Source organism: Kribbella turkmenica (assembly GCF_004348725.1).
In the GTDB taxonomy this organism is placed as follows: domain Bacteria; phylum Actinomycetota; class Actinomycetes; order Propionibacteriales; family Kribbellaceae; genus Kribbella; species Kribbella turkmenica.
In genome coordinates this window covers 1-16,047 of the sequence record NZ_SMKR01000172.1, presented here as the reverse complement: position 1 = coordinate 16,047, position 16,047 = coordinate 1, and the positions used below count along the sequence as shown (strand labels likewise).

General features: G+C 68.6%; 17 protein-coding genes and 1 tRNA gene. 8 read left to right on the top strand and 10 right to left on the bottom strand.

The annotated features are described in order from the left end of the window. Positions 1 to 546 precede the first annotated feature (546 nt). Positions 547 to 1,986 (top strand): cytochrome bc1 complex cytochrome b subunit, encoded by a 1,440-nt coding sequence (qcrB, locus tag E1218_RS29530; protein WP_132326140.1) that lies wholly within the window; start codon positions 547 to 549, stop codon positions 1,984 to 1,986. 5 nt (positions 1,987 to 1,991) lie between these two features. Here qcrB and E1218_RS29525 read toward each other — a convergent pair whose 3' ends face one another. Then, complete coding sequence (locus E1218_RS29525) at positions 1,992 to 2,348, bottom strand: YciI family protein (protein ID WP_132326138.1); 357 nt, start codon at positions 2,346 to 2,348, stop codon at positions 1,992 to 1,994. Positions 2,349 to 2,641: 293 nt separating this feature from the next. Here E1218_RS29525 and E1218_RS29520 point away from each other — a divergent pair, with 293 nt between their 5' ends. Then, positions 2,642 to 3,214, top strand: a complete 573-nt coding sequence (locus E1218_RS29520) for a GNAT family N-acetyltransferase (protein ID WP_132326136.1) — start codon at positions 2,642 to 2,644, stop codon at positions 3,212 to 3,214. 242 nt (positions 3,215 to 3,456) lie between these two features. Here E1218_RS29520 and E1218_RS29515 read toward each other — a convergent pair whose 3' ends face one another. The 4 genes from E1218_RS29515 to E1218_RS29500 form a co-directional block, all read right to left on the bottom strand. Then, positions 3,457 to 4,125: a Type 1 glutamine amidotransferase-like domain-containing protein gene (locus E1218_RS29515; protein ID WP_132326134.1), complete on the bottom strand. Its 669-nt coding sequence runs from the start codon at positions 4,123 to 4,125 to the stop codon at positions 3,457 to 3,459. 326 nt (positions 4,126 to 4,451) lie between these two features. Further along, a tRNA-Leu gene (locus E1218_RS29510) sits at positions 4,452 to 4,532 on the bottom strand. A 117-nt stretch (positions 4,533 to 4,649) separates the two neighbouring features. Next, the gene (locus E1218_RS29505) at positions 4,650 to 5,195 is read right to left on the bottom strand and encodes a peptide deformylase (protein ID WP_132326132.1); all 546 of its coding nucleotides are present in this window, start codon (positions 5,193 to 5,195) and stop codon (positions 4,650 to 4,652) included. Continuing rightward, a complete protein-coding gene (locus tag E1218_RS29500) occupies positions 5,192 to 5,698 on the bottom strand; it encodes a glycine cleavage system protein R (RefSeq protein ID WP_132326130.1) in 507 nt (168 codons plus the stop codon). Before E1218_RS29500 ends, E1218_RS29505 begins: the two co-directional genes overlap by 4 nt. A 104-nt stretch (positions 5,699 to 5,802) precedes the next feature. Here E1218_RS29500 and E1218_RS29495 point away from each other — a divergent pair, with 104 nt between their 5' ends. The 3 genes from E1218_RS29495 to E1218_RS29485 all read left to right on the top strand — a co-directional run bounded on the left by E1218_RS29495 (position 5,803) and on the right by E1218_RS29485 (position 8,232). Continuing rightward, entirely contained in the window at positions 5,803 to 6,930 is a 1,128-nt protein-coding gene (locus tag E1218_RS29495) for a sensor histidine kinase (protein ID WP_132326128.1), read from the top strand. A gap of 76 nt (positions 6,931 to 7,006) precedes the next feature. After that, the gene (locus E1218_RS29490; protein ID WP_132326126.1) at positions 7,007 to 7,666 is read left to right on the top strand and encodes a response regulator; all 660 of its coding nucleotides are present in this window, start codon (positions 7,007 to 7,009) and stop codon (positions 7,664 to 7,666) included. A gap of 140 nt (positions 7,667 to 7,806) precedes the next feature. Further along, on the top strand, positions 7,807 to 8,232 hold the full coding sequence (locus E1218_RS29485; RefSeq protein ID WP_202866257.1) for a GNAT family N-acetyltransferase: 426 nt from the start codon (positions 7,807 to 7,809) through the stop codon (positions 8,230 to 8,232). A gap of 44 nt (positions 8,233 to 8,276) precedes the next feature. On the opposite strand, the gene E1218_RS29480 is transcribed toward E1218_RS29485, so the two are convergent. Next, positions 8,277 to 9,584, bottom strand: coding sequence for an NAD(P)/FAD-dependent oxidoreductase (locus E1218_RS29480; RefSeq protein WP_132326122.1), 1,308 nt, complete (start codon positions 9,582 to 9,584; stop codon positions 8,277 to 8,279). A 213-nt stretch (positions 9,585 to 9,797) separates the two neighbouring features. Between E1218_RS29480 and E1218_RS29475 the strand changes: the two genes are divergently transcribed. Then, on the top strand, positions 9,798 to 10,169 hold the full coding sequence (locus E1218_RS29475; RefSeq protein ID WP_132326120.1) for an ester cyclase: 372 nt from the start codon (positions 9,798 to 9,800) through the stop codon (positions 10,167 to 10,169). Here the strand turns inward: E1218_RS29475 and E1218_RS29470 are convergent. Together E1218_RS29470 and E1218_RS29465 are read right to left on the bottom strand one after the other, a co-directional pair. After that, entirely contained in the window at positions 10,157 to 10,894 is a 738-nt protein-coding gene (locus tag E1218_RS29470; protein ID WP_233712559.1) for a class I SAM-dependent DNA methyltransferase, read from the bottom strand. The two genes, E1218_RS29475 and E1218_RS29470, sit on opposite strands and share 13 nt — an antisense overlap. A 5-nt stretch (positions 10,895 to 10,899) precedes the next feature. Beyond that, positions 10,900 to 11,346 carry a GNAT family N-acetyltransferase gene (locus tag E1218_RS29465; protein WP_132326118.1) on the bottom strand — a complete coding sequence of 149 codons (447 nt, stop codon included), beginning with the start codon at positions 11,344 to 11,346 and terminating at the stop codon, positions 10,900 to 10,902. A 305-nt stretch (positions 11,347 to 11,651) separates the two neighbouring features. On the opposite strand from E1218_RS29465, the gene E1218_RS29460 reads away from it, so the two are divergent. Beyond that, positions 11,652 to 12,494, top strand: coding sequence for a Bax inhibitor-1/YccA family protein (locus E1218_RS29460; RefSeq protein ID WP_132326116.1), 843 nt, complete (start codon positions 11,652 to 11,654; stop codon positions 12,492 to 12,494). A gap of 275 nt (positions 12,495 to 12,769) precedes the next feature. Here E1218_RS29460 and E1218_RS29455 read toward each other — a convergent pair whose 3' ends face one another. Both E1218_RS29455 and E1218_RS29450 read right to left on the bottom strand, forming a co-directional pair. Further along, a complete protein-coding gene (locus E1218_RS29455) occupies positions 12,770 to 13,000 on the bottom strand; it encodes a DUF4287 domain-containing protein (protein WP_132148165.1) in 231 nt (76 codons plus the stop codon). 139 nt (positions 13,001 to 13,139) lie between these two features. Then, complete coding sequence (locus E1218_RS29450; protein WP_132326114.1) at positions 13,140 to 14,168, bottom strand: SGNH/GDSL hydrolase family protein; 1,029 nt, start codon at positions 14,166 to 14,168, stop codon at positions 13,140 to 13,142. 76 nt (positions 14,169 to 14,244) lie between these two features. On the opposite strand from E1218_RS29450, the gene E1218_RS29445 reads away from it, so the two are divergent. After that, a complete protein-coding gene (locus E1218_RS29445) occupies positions 14,245 to 15,618 on the top strand; it encodes a cystathionine beta-synthase (protein WP_132326112.1) in 1,374 nt (457 codons plus the stop codon). The last annotated feature ends 429 nt before the right edge of the window (positions 15,619 to 16,047 follow it).

Below are 16,047 nucleotides of genomic sequence, written 5' to 3'. Positions count from 1 at the left end.
CGCACGCCTGAGCAGACCGGCAATCCGGCTCGATCGCCGGACACCTCCTGTCGAGCTGCACACATCAGCCCGGATCCCCCAACCGCGGACAGCACATCGGGACTGGGGACAGCTGACCAGATGCCCCGGTCCCCATCAGGTGTCGGAGGATCAGCGCAGGCACCCACCTCGCGACCACGCTCGTCAACAGTTACGAGCCCAACGTTTCCGGGCGAGGCACTAGTGCGGCCGGGAGCCGTACCGACCGTCGCTGCACCGAGACAGCGAATGCGCAGGACGAAGGCGTAGTCCCTGGTGTCGCCGGTCTTACACGACGCGCTCGCGGCCGGAACGCCGGACTTCGGTGCGGCTGCCCGCCCATTACGTGGTGAAGGCGACCAAACCGGCCGTGGCCGCCGGCGGTGTCGGCTGAACCTCCCCGGTTGCTGCACCAGCCGGTGAACGTGAGGTGCGACACGGCGCGTCACAGTTGGCGCGGCAGCGGGGTCGTATAGGTGACCGCTGTTTTCGGCGGCCGGTGTGGAGGAAGACCAAGGAGGTCGAGCCATGCACGGTCCCTGGAGGAACCTGCGAGCGCGGGTGTTCCCCGACCACTGGTCGCTGATGTTCGGCCAGATCGCCTTCTACAGCTTCGTCATGATCGTGCTCAGCGGCGTGGTCCTGACGGCGTACTACGAGCCGTCGGTCGACCACGTCGTGTACGACGGGCCGTACGTACCGCTGCAGGGCGTCGGAATGTCCCGGGCGCTGGAGTCGACCCTGGCGATCACGTTCGAGGTCCGTGGGGGACTGCTGATCCGCCAGATCCATCACTGGTCAACGCTGATCATGGTGGGCGCGATCACGCTGCACCTGTTGCGGCTGTTCTTCACCGCCGGGTTCCGCCGGCCACGGCGGCTGAACTGGCTCGTCGTGTCCGGGCTGCTCGTCGTCGCGCTGGCCGCGAGCCTTACCGGCACGTCACTCCCGGACGACATGGCGTCCGGGATGAGCCTCGCCGTGCTCGACGGTGTCCTGCTGGCGACTCCGCTGATCGGAACCGACCTCTCGGCCTTGCTCTTCGGCGGAGACTTCCCGGGCGACGTACTCGCGTGGTTCTACCCGCTGCACGTCATCGTGCTGCCCGCCCTGCTTCTCGTTCTCTTCCTCGCCGGTGCTGTCCTCGCGCTCCGGCGCAAGCCGGCGCAGTTCGCCGGACCCGGGCGGCGGGAGGACAACGTCGTGGGCCGGCCGGCGGCCGTGGTCGCGGTCAAGAGCCTGGGCTTGTTCTGCTTCGTGGCCGGGGTGGTGACCGTGATGGGCGCGACGGCGACCATCAACCCGGTGTGGCTGTACGGTCCGGCGGATCCGGCGAACGCCTCGGCCGGCGTCGGCCCGGCGTGGTACCTCGCCTTCCTCGACGGCTCGCTGCGGCTGGCGCCAGGCTGGGAATTCGTCGTGTGGGGCAGGACTGTCAGCCTGGCCATCCTGTTGCCGGTGACCATCTGCACGCTGTTCCTGGCGATCGTTGCCGTCTACCCGTTCATCGAGGAACGGCTGACCGGCGACCGCGGGACCCACCATCTCCTCGAGCGGCCGCGCCACAACCCGACCCGGACCGGCATCGGCGTCGGCGGCATCACGTTCTACGGCGTCCTCTGGGCCGCAGCCGGCGCCGACACCATGGCTGTGCTGTTCCATCTCTCGGTCAATACGCTCCTGCACATCTTCCAGGTCCTGCTGATCGTGGGCCCGCCCGCCGCGTTCCTGATCACCCGCCGCATCTGCCTCGGCCTGCAGCAGCAGGACACGGACATCGCCGTACACGGCATCGAAACCGGCGAGGTCGTCCGCCTCCCGGACGGCGGCTACATCGAGAAGCACCGCCCGGTCGACGTCTATCGGCGCTGGCGACTCGTGGGTTCGTCCACTGACAACCACGCGGTGACGGCAGACACCACGTCTGCGAAGGAAGCCGCCAACCGACAGGAGCACGCACCGACCTAGTCGATTCAGTCCAGCTCCGGGTCGTCCATGAACTTGCGGACATCCTGGGCGCAGCGGCACGCGACCGCGTTCTTGGCGGCCCATACCAGGGCCTCCTCCCGGGTGGTCACGTCGACGACCATGAATCCTCCGATGAGCTCCTTGCTCTCCGGATAAGGCCCGTCGACAACCATCCCGTCGGCGGCGACCACGGCGTGCTCGACATCGTCGTTCACGTAGTCGAACCCGCCCCCGAACACGAACACTCCGGCGTCCTTCGCCTCCCGCACCACCGCATGCGCAGCCTCCCCCACCTCAGGCCAGTCCGCCTCGGTGAAGTGGTCCATGGACCCCTTCTCGAACGAGATCAGATACTTCGACATCCCAATCTCCATCCCGGCAACCACCCCGGCTGCCTCCACCCCTACAACGAAGACCCCCTACCGGATCCGACAGGGCGTGGCTTCGGACGTCAATGCAGTTCTGCGGCTTTGGCGCCCTCTCGGCAGCGCGCTGAGCCGAGGAACGCCCCCTGCAGCCCCGACACTTCTGACGCGCCGATCCTGCCGATGAGTGGGCGTGTCGTTCGGGCCGCTCGCCGGGAAACCCGTTGCCAGTGGGCCCGCACCGAATGTCTGATGGAGCGGCCGCCATCACGGAAGGGAACCTGACGCCCATGTCGCTGACCACCCCGACGCTGCACACCGCTCGCCTTCGGCTGCGTCCCTTCGACGACGCGGACGCGGACGACCTGTTCGCGCTGCACAGCAGCGCGCACGTGCTGCGCTACTGGGACGCGCCGCCGTGGAGTGAACGCGTGCGAGCCGAGCGTTTCATCACGGCTTGCCGAGAGATGGCTGAGCGGGGCACCGGGGCGCGGTTGGCCGTGGATCGTGTCTCTGACGGTGCGTTCATCGGCTGGTGCAGCCTGAACTCGTGGAATCCGGACTACCGCAGCGCGTCGCTGGGTTACTGCTACGGCGATGCCGCGTGGGGCCACGGCTACGCGACGGAGGCCGCGGGCGCGTTGCTGCGGTGGGCGTTCGACACGCTGAACCTGAATCGCGTCCAGGCCGAGACCGATACGCGCAACGTGGCATCTGCCCGCGTGCTGGAGAAACTCGGATTCGTCCGTGAAGGGACGTTGCGGGAAGACTGCATCGTGAACGGCGAGGTCTCCGACTCCTGGGTCTACGGCCTGATCAGACGAGACTGGCAGCCCTCGCCCGACCCGATTCCGGCCCACTGAGCGATCCCTGGCCTACCTCCCTGCCCCGACATCTTCGCAACGCAGAGCCTGACGTGCCCGGGACGGTCCTCGACCCGGCACCCTGCTGGCACGTGCGCTCCAAGCCAAGGGTCGCGCTAGGAGCGGAGGGCAGGCGGCCTGCCCTCCGGTGGCGGCGCGCACTCGGCCAGGCTCCGTCGGTCGGCGGCGTGAGCCGGCACGACGCACAGGAGGGCGCTGGACACTCCGATCGCAGTCGGCGGCTACGCGGGGAAGGCCTTCCAGTGCCCTTCGGAGATGACCTCGACGGTGCCGTCGGTCACCTTGATGGCGGTCTGGTCGTCGATCGCGTACGCCGGACCCGCGATGTCGGCGGCCCATCTCTCCGCATCAGCCAGGGTGTTGTTCGGCATCTGCTCGTGGTCCAGGTGCGGATAGATCGAGAAGTCGACCACCCCGAGCGTGCGGTCGTCGAGGGCAGACGGCCACGAGACGAAGTCATCACCGATCCGCGGTGTCATCACCATGGTGCCGGCACTCATCCCCACCCAGACCGTCTCGGGCAGCGACAGCATGACCCGCGCCAGCCCTGACTCCCGCATCCAGTGGCACAGGTACGTCGTCTCGCCGCCGTCCACCAGCAGCACGTCGGCCTCTCGGACCCACGGCACCCACCGCTCCTCGCCGATGCTAGGCAGCGCTGTGAGCTCAAGGACGCCCAGGGACGCCCAGCCCAGGCTGGTCATCATGTGGAACGGACGCTCGCCGGCGACGGAGCTTCGCACCGTGGTCGGCCCGAGCATCGGGTGACCCCATTGCGCTGTGGGGATGTAGAGCGCATGGGACTCGGAGATCGGCTTGCCCAGCAGATCGACCAGCGCATCGCGGATGCTCTCGTTCGTCACGCCTCCGGACGTGAGAAGGAACTTCACAGCGCCTCCCGAGTCGAGTGCGACGGACTCGTGCGACGCAGGCACCGCGGACACGTCATCCCCTGACTCCTTGTCTCGCCCTGTGGCGCCCTCGAGTGGCCGCCTTTCACCTGTCCTACGCACACTACGTTCCGGATCCGACAACCCCAGCCAGGAGATGCGCTGAACCTCCGCAGGCGCGCACGGTCCTCGGCAGCTCCGTGCGTGCTCCGACACATGACTTCCGACCTGCGATGGCGGATGCAACTAACTATGAAGCTGTCGCCGCGATGGGCAGGTCGCGGCTCAGGTCACGTTTCGTGACATCTGCAGGTCAAAGCCTCACGTGCCCGGGACGGGATTCGAACCCGTATGCCTTTCGGCCGCGAGGTTTAAGCTCGCTGCGTCTGCCGTTCCGCCACCCGGGCCGGTCGGCAAGCACTGACCTTACAAGCTGAGCGCGTCCGGTGGGGGTTACGCGAGGCAGTGGGTGGGGTTGCCGGCGTAGCACGTGGTGGGGGAGCGGGCGCAGCAGGCGAGGGCGACTACTTGTAGACCTTGCGCGGGTAGACCGCGTGCGCGCCCGCCACCCGGTCGAGGAAGAGTTTGCCGTTGCAGTGGTCGATCTCGTGCTGGAGGGCACGGGCTTCGAAGGCGTCGGTGGTGATGGTGACCTCGTCCGTCGTACCGGGGAGGACGCCGGTGACGGTCAACCGGGTCGCGCGTTTGACGTCGCCGGTGAAGTCCGGGACGGACATGCAGCCTTCACGGCCCTTCTCCTGCCGGGAGGCCTCGACGACGACGGCGTTGCAGAGGACGAAGAGCCCGTGACAGGTCCGCGTCTTCGGGTGGCCGGTGACGTCGAGCGAGAACATCTGCGCCGCGACCCCGACCTGCGGTGCGGCGAGCCCGACGCATCCGGGCGACACCCGCATGGTGGCGACGAGATCGGCGGCCAGCTGGATCGTCGCCGGGTCGAGCGGGTCCACGGTCGCGCCTTCGGTGGCCAGGACCGGGTGCGGCGCCTGCAGTACCTCCAGTACGGCGCCGTCGCCGAGATCAGCGGGGGACCAGCCGGTGATCACGGTCACAGCTCGTCGCTCTCCGCCGGGCGCAGGGTGACGCCGACGCCGAGTTCCTCGGCGGTGATCTCCAGCGCCCTGGTCAGCATCTCCAGTTCCGCGGTGAGCGGCAGCTCGACCTCCGCGGTCAGCACGTACAGCTCCCCGCTCAGCCGGGTGGTCAGGTCGGTGATGGTCCCGCCGGCGGTGGCGATCATCCGGGTCACCGCGGCCACGATCCCGGGCCGGTCGGCGCCGTGCACGCTGAGGATGTACGACGGCCCGATCGGTGCGTGCTCGTGTTCGGGGCCGACCTTACGAACCGTGATCACCAGTTCGCCGCGGAGCGGCTCGACGGCCTCCTTGACCTCCTCGAACGGCCCGGAGCAGACGATCATCATCGCGAAGTGGCCGCGCAGCAGCGTCATCGTGGAGTCCTCGAGGTTGACCCCGGTCCCGGCCAGCGCCTCGGTGACGTCCGCGATGATGCCCGGGCGGTCGGGGCCGATGACGGTGACTGCGAGCTGACTCATGCCCGGAAACCTACCGTCGACCTAAGTAGCCGATGAATCCGACTTCGGTATCCGGACATCAGGGAAGCCCCCGGACAGCGCCGGCCCGCGGCTACATTCGTGCCATGACCGAGTCCGTACGCCGTCGTCCGCGCCGGAGTGTGCGCGACTGGGTCGTGGACTCGCTCGTGTTCGTGATCGCGGTGTTCGTCGGGATCCTCCTGTTCGAGGACGGCAGCAAGGACCCGGTCGGCGAGGGGCTGCTCGCGGTCGACCTGGTCTTCGGGAGCCTGCTGTGCCTGGCGCTGTGGTTCCGGCGCCGCTGGCCGGTCCAGTTGGCGTTGCTGTCCGGCGTGATCGGCACGTTCTCGGACATGGCCGGCGGGGCCGGGATGATCCTCATCGTGACCGTGGCCATCCACTGCCGGCTGCGGACGACCTTGCTCATCTTCGTGGTGAACGCGGTGAGCGCGGCCGTCTACATGCAGGTGCGGCACGAGCCGGAGATCGAGGCCTTCGTCGTGGCCGCCGCCGCGATCTACATCGCCCTGATGGCGTGGGGCCTGTACATCCGCTCGCGCCGTCAGCTCCTGCAGACGCTCCGCGACCGGGCCGACCGGGCCGAGGTCGTCGCCAAGCTCCAGGCGGAGCAGGCCCAGCTCCGGGCCCGCGAGGAGATCGCTCGCGAGATGCACGACGTCCTGGGTCACCGCCTGTCACTGCTCAGCGTGCACGCCGGCGCGCTCGCCTACCGGCCGGACGCGTCCACCGAGGAGATCGCCGGGGCGGCCGAGGTGATCCGGGCCAGCGCCCATCAGGCCTTGCAGGACCTGCGCGAGGTCATCGGCGTACTGCGGGCGCCCGTCGGAGAGCTCCCGCAGCCGACGTTCGCCGACCTGCCGGTGCTCGTCGAAGGCTCGCGGGAGGCCGGTCTGCCGGTCGATTTGGTCATGGACGCGCCGGGCTCCCTGCCGGAGCACGTTGGGCGGACGGCGTACCGGATCGTCCAGGAGGGGCTGACGAACGCGCTCAAGCACGCACCCGGCGAGCCGGTGAAGATCAGCGTGACGGGTGCCCCCAGCAACGGATTGTTCGTCGAGATGCGCAACCCTGCACCGAACCGCCGCCGGGGCGACGGTAAGGGCCTGCTGGGGCTGTCCGAACGCGCCGCGCTGGTCGACGGCCGGCTGGAACACGGCCGGACGCCCGAGGGTGAGTTCCGGCTGTTCGCTTGGCTACCGTGGCCGGCATGAGCGAGCGGAGCGAGGTCGTCATCCACCACTGCGCGTCTGGTGCCTCATCCGCGCCTGGAGCGAAGCGAGGACGTGGATGAGTGTCCGAGTACTGATCGTCGACGACGACCCGCTGCTGCGTGCGGGGCTGAAGATGATGCTCGGCGGCGACCCGGACATCCGGGTGGTCGGCGAGGCGGGCGACGGCAGCGGCGTCCAGCAGCTGATCGACCGGCTCGCGCCGGACGTCGTCCTGATGGACATCCGGATGCCTGGCACCGACGGCCTGACCGCGACGGAGTCGGTACGCCGTCGCCCGAACCCACCCGAGATCGTCATCCTGACCACGTTCGACGCCGACGAGCACGTACTGCGCGCACTCCGTGCCGGTGCGGCCGGATTCGTCCTCAAGGACACCCCGCCGGCCGAGATCGTCGAGTCGGTACGGCGGGTCGCCGCCGGCCAGCCGGTGTTGTCGCCGGCCGTGACCAAGCGGTTGATGACCCGGGTCGCGGCGTCCGGCCGGGACCAGCGGAAAACCAAGGCACTCGACCGGCTGGCCGAGCTGAACGACCGTGAGCGTGAGATCGCCGTGGCGGTCGGCGAGGGCAAGTCGAACGCGGAGATCAGCACGAGCCTGTACCTGAGCGTCCCGACGGTGAAGACGCACGTGTCGCGCATCCTGACCAAGCTGGACCTGAACAACCGGGTCCAGATCGCCCTGATCGTGCACGACGCGGGCCTGCTGCACGACTGACCCGGGGGGGCAACCGCAGCCAGAGGTCGCCGACGTCACCGGTTCCACTGAAGCCCGAACTCTTCGGCCGCGCAAGACAGCTCCCTGCCTCACATCGGGTCCCGTCCCTCAGTTGTCCCTGAGTTGGCATACTCGGCGGCGTGAGCAGTGCCAACAACCTGATCGTCGGTGACCAGGACCCGGAGCTCGAGCAGCGGCTGAGCGACGAACTGGACACGTTCAACACTGCCGCCACCGGTGCCGACGACCGTGGGGCGTTCTCGGTCAAGGTCACCGACGACGCGGGCGGACTGGTCGGCGGACTGGCCGCGTGGACGTGGGGCGGCCTGTGCGGGATCGACATGGTGTGGATCCGTGAGGACAGCCGGAACGACGGCTGGGGCAGCAAGATCCTGCTCGCCGCCGAGGAAGAGGCCCGGCGGCGCGGCTGCGACCGGATCGCGGTCTCGTCGTTCACCTTCCAGGCGCCCGGTTTCTATCAGCGGCACGGGTACGTCGAGACCGGCCGGACCCGCGGTATACCGGGCGGGAACGAGGACGTCCACATGTTCAAGTCGCTGACGTGAACCGACCGGCCGGTGATCCGGCCGGTTGCTTCCGGGCAGTACACCTAGGACCGGGTGGCCCGGCGGAACTCCTCGCGCGGCATCTGCAGACTGCCGAGGCTGGTGACCTCCCGGCGGAAGAACAGTGCCAGCGTCCAGTCGAGGATGACGCGGGCCTTCCGGTTGAAGGTGGGGACGCGAGACACGTGGTAGGTCCGGTGCAGGAACCAGGCCGGCCAGCCCTTGACCTTCACGCCGTACAGCTGGGCGACGCCCTTGTGCAGGCCGAGGCTCGCGACCGAGCCGACGTACTTGTGCCTGTAGTCCACCGGCTTCTTGCCGTCGACCACGAGCAGGATGTTCTCGGCCAGCCGGCGGGCCTGCCGGACCGCGTGCTGTGCGTTCGGGGCGCAGTACGCGCCGGTGTCCGAGGTCAGGTCGGGCACGGCCGCGTTGTCACCGGCCGACCAGGCGTCGTTCACGCCCTCGATCCGCAGGTTGGCCAGGCACTTGACCCGGCCGCGCTCGTCGAGCGGGAAGTCGGTCGCCGCGAGCGCCGGGTTCGCCTTCACGCCGGCGGTCCAGACGATCGTGTCGGCGTCGAACTCCTCGCCGTCGCTGAGGATCACGTGACCCTTCTCGCAGGACTCCAGCCGGGTCTCCAGCTTGACGTCCATGTTCCGCTTGCGGAGCTGGTCGACGGTGTACCTGCCGAGCTCCTCGCTGACCTCCGGCAGAATTCGGCCGGTCGCCTCCACCAGCACCCAGCGCATGTCGTCCGGGTCGATGTTGTCGTAGTACCGGGTGGCGTAGCGGGCCATGTCCTCGAGCTCCGCGAACGCCTCGACACCGGCGTACCCGCCACCGACGAAGACGAAGGTCAACGCGGACTTGCGCAGTGCGGGGTCGGGCTGCGACGACGCCACGTCCAGCCGGTCCAGCACCTTGTTGCGCAGCGCGATCGCTTCCTCGACGTTCTTGAACCCGGTCGCCTCCTCGGCCAGGCCGGGGATCGGCAGCGTGCGGGCGATCGAGCCGAGCGCGACCACGACCTGGTCGTAGGCCAGCTCGTACTCCGGGCCCTCCTCGGGCATCACCTTGGCGACCTTGTTCTCGTGGTCGATGCCGGTCACCCGGCCGGTGACCACCCGGCAGCCCTTGAGCGTCTTGCGCAGCGGCACGACCACGTGCCGCGGCTCCACCGAGCCGGCCGCCGCCTCGGGCAGGAACGGCTGGTACGTCATCACCGATCGCGGGTCCACCACGGTGACCCGGACCTTGCCTCTGCGAGCGGCCTTGCGCAGGCCGTACGCGGTGTACATCCCGACGTAACCGCCTCCGACGACGAGGATGTGCGGCACCTGGGCTGTCATGCGGTTCACTCTCCCTGAGTGGATCTCCGACTTCATGTCTACTTCAGGTTACTGCACTCGTGAAAACTTTCACAAACCCTCCGAGGAGTGATCTCACCCACCGAAACAGTCCCTCTCCGGAGGGATTCGTCATGTACCCATGGTGCGCCCGTGCGGCCGATCCGCCGAGGGCTGAGACGCAACCGCAAGTGCCCCGGCTGCCACGATGGGGCGATGAAGGACTTCTACCGGCGCTACCTCGACCGCTGCAACCAGCACCGCTTCGCAGACCTCGCCGACTTCGTCGACCCCGCGGTGCAGATCAACGGGATCCCCGTCGGCCTCGACCAGTACATCGCCGGCCTGCAGTCGGTCGTCGAGGCGTTCCCCGACTACCACTGGGACCTGCGACACCTCCTGGCCGACGGAGACTGGCACTCCGCCCACCTCATCGACACCGGTACCCACGCCGGCACCTTCCTCGACGTTCCCGCCACCGGCCGCAGCATCACCGCCCAGGAATTCGCCGTCTACCACCTGACCGACAACAAGATCGCCGCGTGCTGGGGCAACCTGGACTCCGCCGTCTTCCGTCAGCTCGTCTGAGTCAGGCGGTACGTCGACACGTGGGACGGGGAGTCGGCGGTGAAGGGGGTGGATCGCCAGTCGGCGTGGCGGGATTCGAGGGTGAAGCCGGCCAGTTGGGCCATCAGGTCGAGTTCGGCGGGCCAGATGTAGCGGTGGGGGGTGCGGAAGAGCTCGGCCTGGGTGCCCTCGGAGAAGTGGAAGTGGTGGGAGACGACGTGCTGGTTCAGTACGTCGTACGTGTCGAGCAGGATGTAGCCGGGATCGGCGACGCCGACGGTGGCCGGCAGGCCCGGGGGCAGGCGGCGGAGCTCGGGGACCCAGAGCTCGATGACGAAGTGGCCGCCCGGGGAGAGGTGGCGGGCGGCGTTGCGGAAGCACTCGACCTGCTCCGCCTGGGTGAGCAGGTTCGAAATCGTGTTGAAGACCAGATAGACGAGGCTGAACTCGCCCGGAACCCGCGTGGTCGCCATGTCGCCGACGACGACCGGGATGGTGTCCTCCCCGACCTTCGTCCGCAACTGTTCGATCATCGCGGTGGACAACTCGATGCCGCTCACCGGCACGCGCTCGGACAGCGGTACGGCGACCCGCCCGGTGCCGATCGCGAACTCGACCGCCCGCCCGTCACCCGCCAACGCGGCCAGCCGCTCGACCGTCGGCTCCAGCACCTCCGGCGCGAACATGCCGACCCCGGGGGTGTCGTACCGCCGTGCCGTCTCCGCGCCCCACATCTCGTGTCCCACAACCGTCACCCTTCCTCGGCCCAGCGGAGCTTGTACTCGGTCTCCGACTCGCCCACCTTCGCGAATCCCAGCCGCTCGTAGAGCCGACGCGCATCCGCGTTGTCCTTCTCGACTCCCAGTTCGAGCGGAACGCCGTCGGCCGCCACCTCGGCCTGCAGTTCCCGGATGATCGCCGTACCGATCCCGCGGTTCTGCGCACCGGGGTCCAGTTGGATCCCGCACAGCTCGACGACCTCCGCGGTACGCCGAATCCGCAGTCGCCCGACCCGCTCACCGGCCAACTCGACGACCGACGTGTCCGCGAGCGTCTCGACCGTCCACTCGGCGAATCCGGTCCGCCACTCGTCCTCGTCGAACCCGGTCGCCCGGTCCCGGCTCACCGCGCGCGAGACATCCGCCAGGAAGCCCACGTCGTCCCTGCGCGCCGGCCGGATCCGATACGACTCACCCATAGCCGGCCAACCTACGCACCCACCGCCCGCCGCACCACGGAATTTACCGCTCGGCCATTCGTTGCTGACGGCAAACGGCACCCCCGGAGACCTCCCCGCCTCCCGCCCGGTCCCGGCACCAACCCCGCGGGCCCGGCGTACGCGGTGCCGGTGGAGATGATGTATTCGATGGTGATTGGGTTGTGCAACCGTTTGCCCGGATGGGGTTGCGGTTGGGGAACAGGGGGTTGATTCTCAGACGTTGTTAAGGGTGGAACCGTAGTATCTGTGTACGGCCCCGGATGTGGGTCATCAGGAGGAGTGACATGCAGAGCAGTAACCCGGTCCTGAACCGGTCGAGTGCATTCGCGCCTGGCCAAGGCCAGGCCTATCCGGGGGCCGCTCCGTACGGTCAGCCGGGTCCCTACGGGCAACAGCCCGGCCAGTACGGCGGTCCCGGTATGCCGCCCCAGCAGTACCAGGGCGCGCCGGCCGGAAGCCGCCCCATGACGATGGACGACGTCATCGTCCGCACCGCCGCCACCCTGGGCGTCGTCGCGGTGGTCGCCGCGATCGCCTGGAACATGATCCCGGTCAGCCTGGTCACCCCCGCGTTCCTCGGTGGTGCGCTGCTGGCGTTCGTGCTCGCCATGGTCCTGTCCTTCTCGCGCCGCATCAACCCGGCGCTGGTGATGGTCTTCGCCGCGGCCGAGGGCGTGTTCCTCGGGATCGGCAGCAAGTTCATCGCGAACTGGGTCGGCGACTCCGGCATCATCGTCCAGGCCGTGCTCGCCACGATGGTGACGGCCGGTCTGACGCTCGCGACGTACAAGTACTTCGCGATCAAGGTGACGCCGCGGTTCACCAAGATGGTCATCATCGCCACCATGGGCTTCGCCGGCGTGATCCTGATCAACTTCGTCGCCAGCCTGTTCGGCTTCAACTCCGGGATCGGCGGCTTCGGCCCGATGGGGCTGCTGTTCGCCGCGATCGGCGCCGGCCTGGCGGTGTTCAACCTGATCCTCGACTTCGACATGATCGAGCAGGGCGTCAAGCACGGCGCCCCGCAGAGCGAGGCCTGGCGGGCCGCGTTCGGCCTGACCGTCACCCTGGTCTGGCTGTACTGGAACCTGCTCCGCATCCTCGCCATCCTGCGCGGCGGGGACTGACAGCCCAACGCTCCACTCCGAAGGGCCGGTCCACCAGGACCGGCCCTTCGGCCTCTCCAGGTTCCTGCGCGGACGTGAGACTCGGGACGAGCCGGTCTAGCTGATCGCCGGGGACCCGCAGGGGAACGTCGGCAACGACCTGGTGACGATCTTCGAGGCAGCCGACGGCACCGCGACGGTGCCGTCGAGGGGTTCCAGGGCCGAGAACAAGGAAGACCTGCCCCTCCACCTGTGGGGGCAGGTCTTCTGCGGGTCGTGGTCTCCTGTTCGGCTCGTCAGCCCATTCGCCGGTGCGCTCTGACCAGGTCGTACTCGTGGACGATGGCGGTCGCGTGCCCGTGCGCGAGGGCGTACTCGCTGGAAAGCCATCTCACTCTGTCGTCGAAGCGCAGGAACGACGGTCCGTCGTTCATCAGCTGGAACCACTCGGTCATCTCGCGTCCGGTGCACCTGGGCACCTTCTCCACCAGACGCTGGTGCGTCTCCTCGGAGTGGTTCAAGCCCATCGTCGCCTCCCGTCATCGGGGTACCGCGTAGTTATCGACTGTGCACCACGCGGCCACCACTAGGCAAGAGCCACTTCATCAGAGAGAGACCGCACCGCATCGAGGGAGGTCGCTCAGCGGACGCACGAGCCGACGGAACCTACCGTCCGACCGGAACGGCGTCCGAGGAGTCCGTGGAGACCTCGTCGATCCGCTCGACGTCGGCCTTCGGGTGCCGGCGCCGGTGCCGCAGGGAGGCCCACCGTCCGCGCGGACCGCGTTCGCGGCCGGCGACCTCGGTGGCCGCGACCTCGGTCCCGGCCGTCCGGGCAGCCTGTACGGCGGCTTCCGCGATCGGCAGGATCGCCTCGCCGCGGAAGGACTCCGGGTGGACGAACGACTCCGGTCCGACGCCCATCGCGGCCGCGACCGACGGGAGCAGCGCGGCAGACGCGGCGGCGTACCCGATGGCCGACGGGTGGAAGTTGTCCCGGCCCCACATCGTCGGGTCGGTCCGGAAGACCTCGCCGAGCAGCGAGCCGAGGGACACAGTTCGGCCGCCTGCCTCGACCACTGCGATGGTCTGGGCGGCGGCCAGCCGCTGGCTCCAGGAGCGGGCGACCTGCCGCAGTGGTGGCATGATCGTCCGGACCGCACCCAGATCCGGGCAGGTGCCCACCACCACCTCACAGTTCGCGGCCCGCAACCTGCGGACCGCGGCCGAGAGCAGCCGGACTGACGTCGACGGTGGCATCTTGGACTTCACGTCGTTGACGCCGATCAGGATGACCGCCACGTGCGGTCCCGCCTGCAGGGCGGCGTCGACCTGCGCGGTCAGGCCGGTCGACTTGGCTCCGGTCTTCGCCACGTCGACCAGCCGGACCGGCCGCTGGGCCAGGTCGGCGAGCCCGGAGGCGAGCAGCACCCCGGGGGTCTCGTCCGGCGACTCGGTGCCGTAACCGGCGGCGCTGGAGTCGCCGAGCATGGCGAAGGTGATCGGATGTCCTGGATACCGGCCGTACAGACCGTTGCCCGGAGTCGGGTAGTAGCGCATCGGTCCGATCACGCGTTTCGCGTACTCGGCCTCAGCGGTCAGTACGCCGTACAACGTGGCACCGATGAGTCCGAGTCCCCCGCCCCCGAAAGCAGCGGCCTGGGCCAGCTTCTTCGCTGCCCTGGCTCTACTCATGGGTCAAGGATTACACGCTGTGACGTCCGCGCAAGTGAAAATAGGGGAAAGACACGGGCATCACTACAGTAAAGATGTGCGTTACGCAGACTCTCTCCTGGACCTCGTCGGCAACACCCCGCTCGTGAAGCTGGGTCGGACCACGGACGGCGCCAAGCCCCTGGTGCTCGCCAAGGTCGAGTACTTCAACCCCGGCGGCTCGGTGAAGGACCGGATCGCGGTCCGGATGATCGAGGCGGCCGAGGCCTCCGGCGAGCTCAAGCCGGGAGGGACGATCGTCGAGCCGACGTCCGGCAACACCGGGGTCGGGCTGGCGATGGTCGCCCAGCAGAAGGGCTACAAGTGCGTCTTCGTCTGCCCGGACAAGGTGAGCGAGGACAAACGCAACGTGCTCAAGGCGTACGGCGCCGAGGTCGTGGTCTGCCCGACGGCGGTGGCACCCGAGCACCCGGACTCGTACTACAACGTCTCCGACCGCCTGGTCCGCGAGATCGAGGGCGCCTGGAAGCCGAACCAGTACGCGAACCAGAACAACCCGCGCTCGCACTACGAGACCACCGGTCCGGAGATCTGGGAGCAGACCGAGGGAAAGATCACCCACTTCGTCGCCGGCGTCGGCACCGGCGGCACGGTCAGTGGCACCGGCAAGTACCTCAAGGAGGTCTCCGGCGGGAAGGTGCAGATCATCGGCGCGGACCCGGAGGGCTCGGTGTACTCCGGCGGCACCGGCCGGCCGTACCTGGTCGAGGGCGTCGGCGAGGACTTCTGGCCGGAGACGTACGACCGGAACATCTGTGACCGGATCATCGAGGTGTCGGACGCGGACTCGTTCGCCCTGACCCGGCGGCTGGCCCGTGAGGAGGCCATGCTCGTCGGCGGTTCCGCGGGGATGGCGGCCGCGGCGGCGATCCGGCTGGCGCACGAGGTCGACGACCCGGACGCCGTGATCGTCGTCCTGCTGCCGGACGGCGGCCGCGGCTACCTGACGAAGGTGTTCAACGACGACTGGCTGGCGCAGTACGGCTTCCTCGCCGAGACCCGGCAGGGCACCACCCTGGGCGACATCCTCGCCCAGAAGGACGGCGGGATGCCGCCACTGGTGCACACCCACCCGCACGAGACGGTCGCCGAGGCGATCGGCATCCTGCGCGAGTACGGCGTCTCGCAGATGCCCGTGGTCCGGGCGGAGCCACCGGTGATGGCGGCCGAGGTGGCCGGCGCGGTGTCGGAGCGGACGCTGATGGACGCCCTGTACTCCGGCAAGGCGCGGCTGGCTGACATGGTCGAGCAGCACATGGATCCGGCGCTGCCGTCGCTGGGTGCCGGCGAACCGGTGGCGAAGGCGGTCGAGCTGCTCGAGGATCGGGACGCCCTGATGGTGCTGGACGACGGCAAGCCGGTGGGCGTGCTGACCCGGCAGGACCTGCTGGTCCACCTGTCCGTCGACTGACCCCGCCGCGGCGGGGACTTAGCGGTCTACGACCGAAGGCACGATGGCGAGCAGCACCATGACCACGATGCCGGTCACGACGGCCGCTGCTCCGGCGATCTGAAGGATGTCCATACCTCAAGCATCCTTCGGCGCAGGCGTCCGGACATCGGCCCGAGGACCGGTCTTGCCTTCATCCCAAGGTCGTACGGATTCATGCCCGTGCTCCTACTTCAGGAGTGCGGGAAACCCTTAGTGGACCAGGATGAAGTCGAGGATCTGCACAACCCGGCGAAGCCGGACCCCACGACGACGACCTCGGCCTGTGTCGTAGCAGCCGAGCTCGCCGGCGGGTTACCTCGGTCTGCCAGGAACGTGCCCTAGTGCTTCAGGCGGTACAGGATCTCGCCGGCGTTCGGGATGACGAGGGTGTCGGGGTCGTCCTCGTAC

Coding starts and splice junctions, on each gene's coding strand:
- E1218_RS29455 (WP_132148165.1), bottom strand. CDS start 13,000: ATGGGCTTGAACCACTCCGAGGAGACGCACCAGCGTCTGGTGGAGAAG.
- E1218_RS29520 (WP_132326136.1), top strand. CDS start 2,642: ATGTCGCTGACCACCCCGACGCTGCACACCGCTCGCCTTCGGCTGCGT.
- E1218_RS29480 (WP_132326122.1), bottom strand. CDS start 9,584: ATGACAGCCCAGGTGCCGCACATCCTCGTCGTCGGAGGCGGTTACGTC.
- E1218_RS29465 (WP_132326118.1), bottom strand. CDS start 11,346: ATGGGTGAGTCGTATCGGATCCGGCCGGCGCGCAGGGACGACGTGGGC.
- E1218_RS29450 (WP_132326114.1), bottom strand. CDS start 14,168: ATGAGTAGAGCCAGGGCAGCGAAGAAGCTGGCCCAGGCCGCTGCTTTC.
- E1218_RS29460 (WP_132326116.1), top strand. CDS start 11,652: ATGCAGAGCAGTAACCCGGTCCTGAACCGGTCGAGTGCATTCGCGCCT.
- E1218_RS29500 (WP_132326130.1), bottom strand. CDS start 5,698: ATGAGTCAGCTCGCAGTCACCGTCATCGGCCCCGACCGCCCGGGCATC.
- E1218_RS29525 (WP_132326138.1), bottom strand. CDS start 2,348: ATGTCGAAGTATCTGATCTCGTTCGAGAAGGGGTCCATGGACCACTTC.
- E1218_RS29475 (WP_132326120.1), top strand. CDS start 9,798: ATGAAGGACTTCTACCGGCGCTACCTCGACCGCTGCAACCAGCACCGC.
- E1218_RS29490 (WP_132326126.1), top strand. CDS start 7,007: ATGAGTGTCCGAGTACTGATCGTCGACGACGACCCGCTGCTGCGTGCG.
- qcrB (WP_132326140.1), top strand. CDS start 547: ATGCACGGTCCCTGGAGGAACCTGCGAGCGCGGGTGTTCCCCGACCAC.
- E1218_RS29495 (WP_132326128.1), top strand. CDS start 5,803: ATGACCGAGTCCGTACGCCGTCGTCCGCGCCGGAGTGTGCGCGACTGG.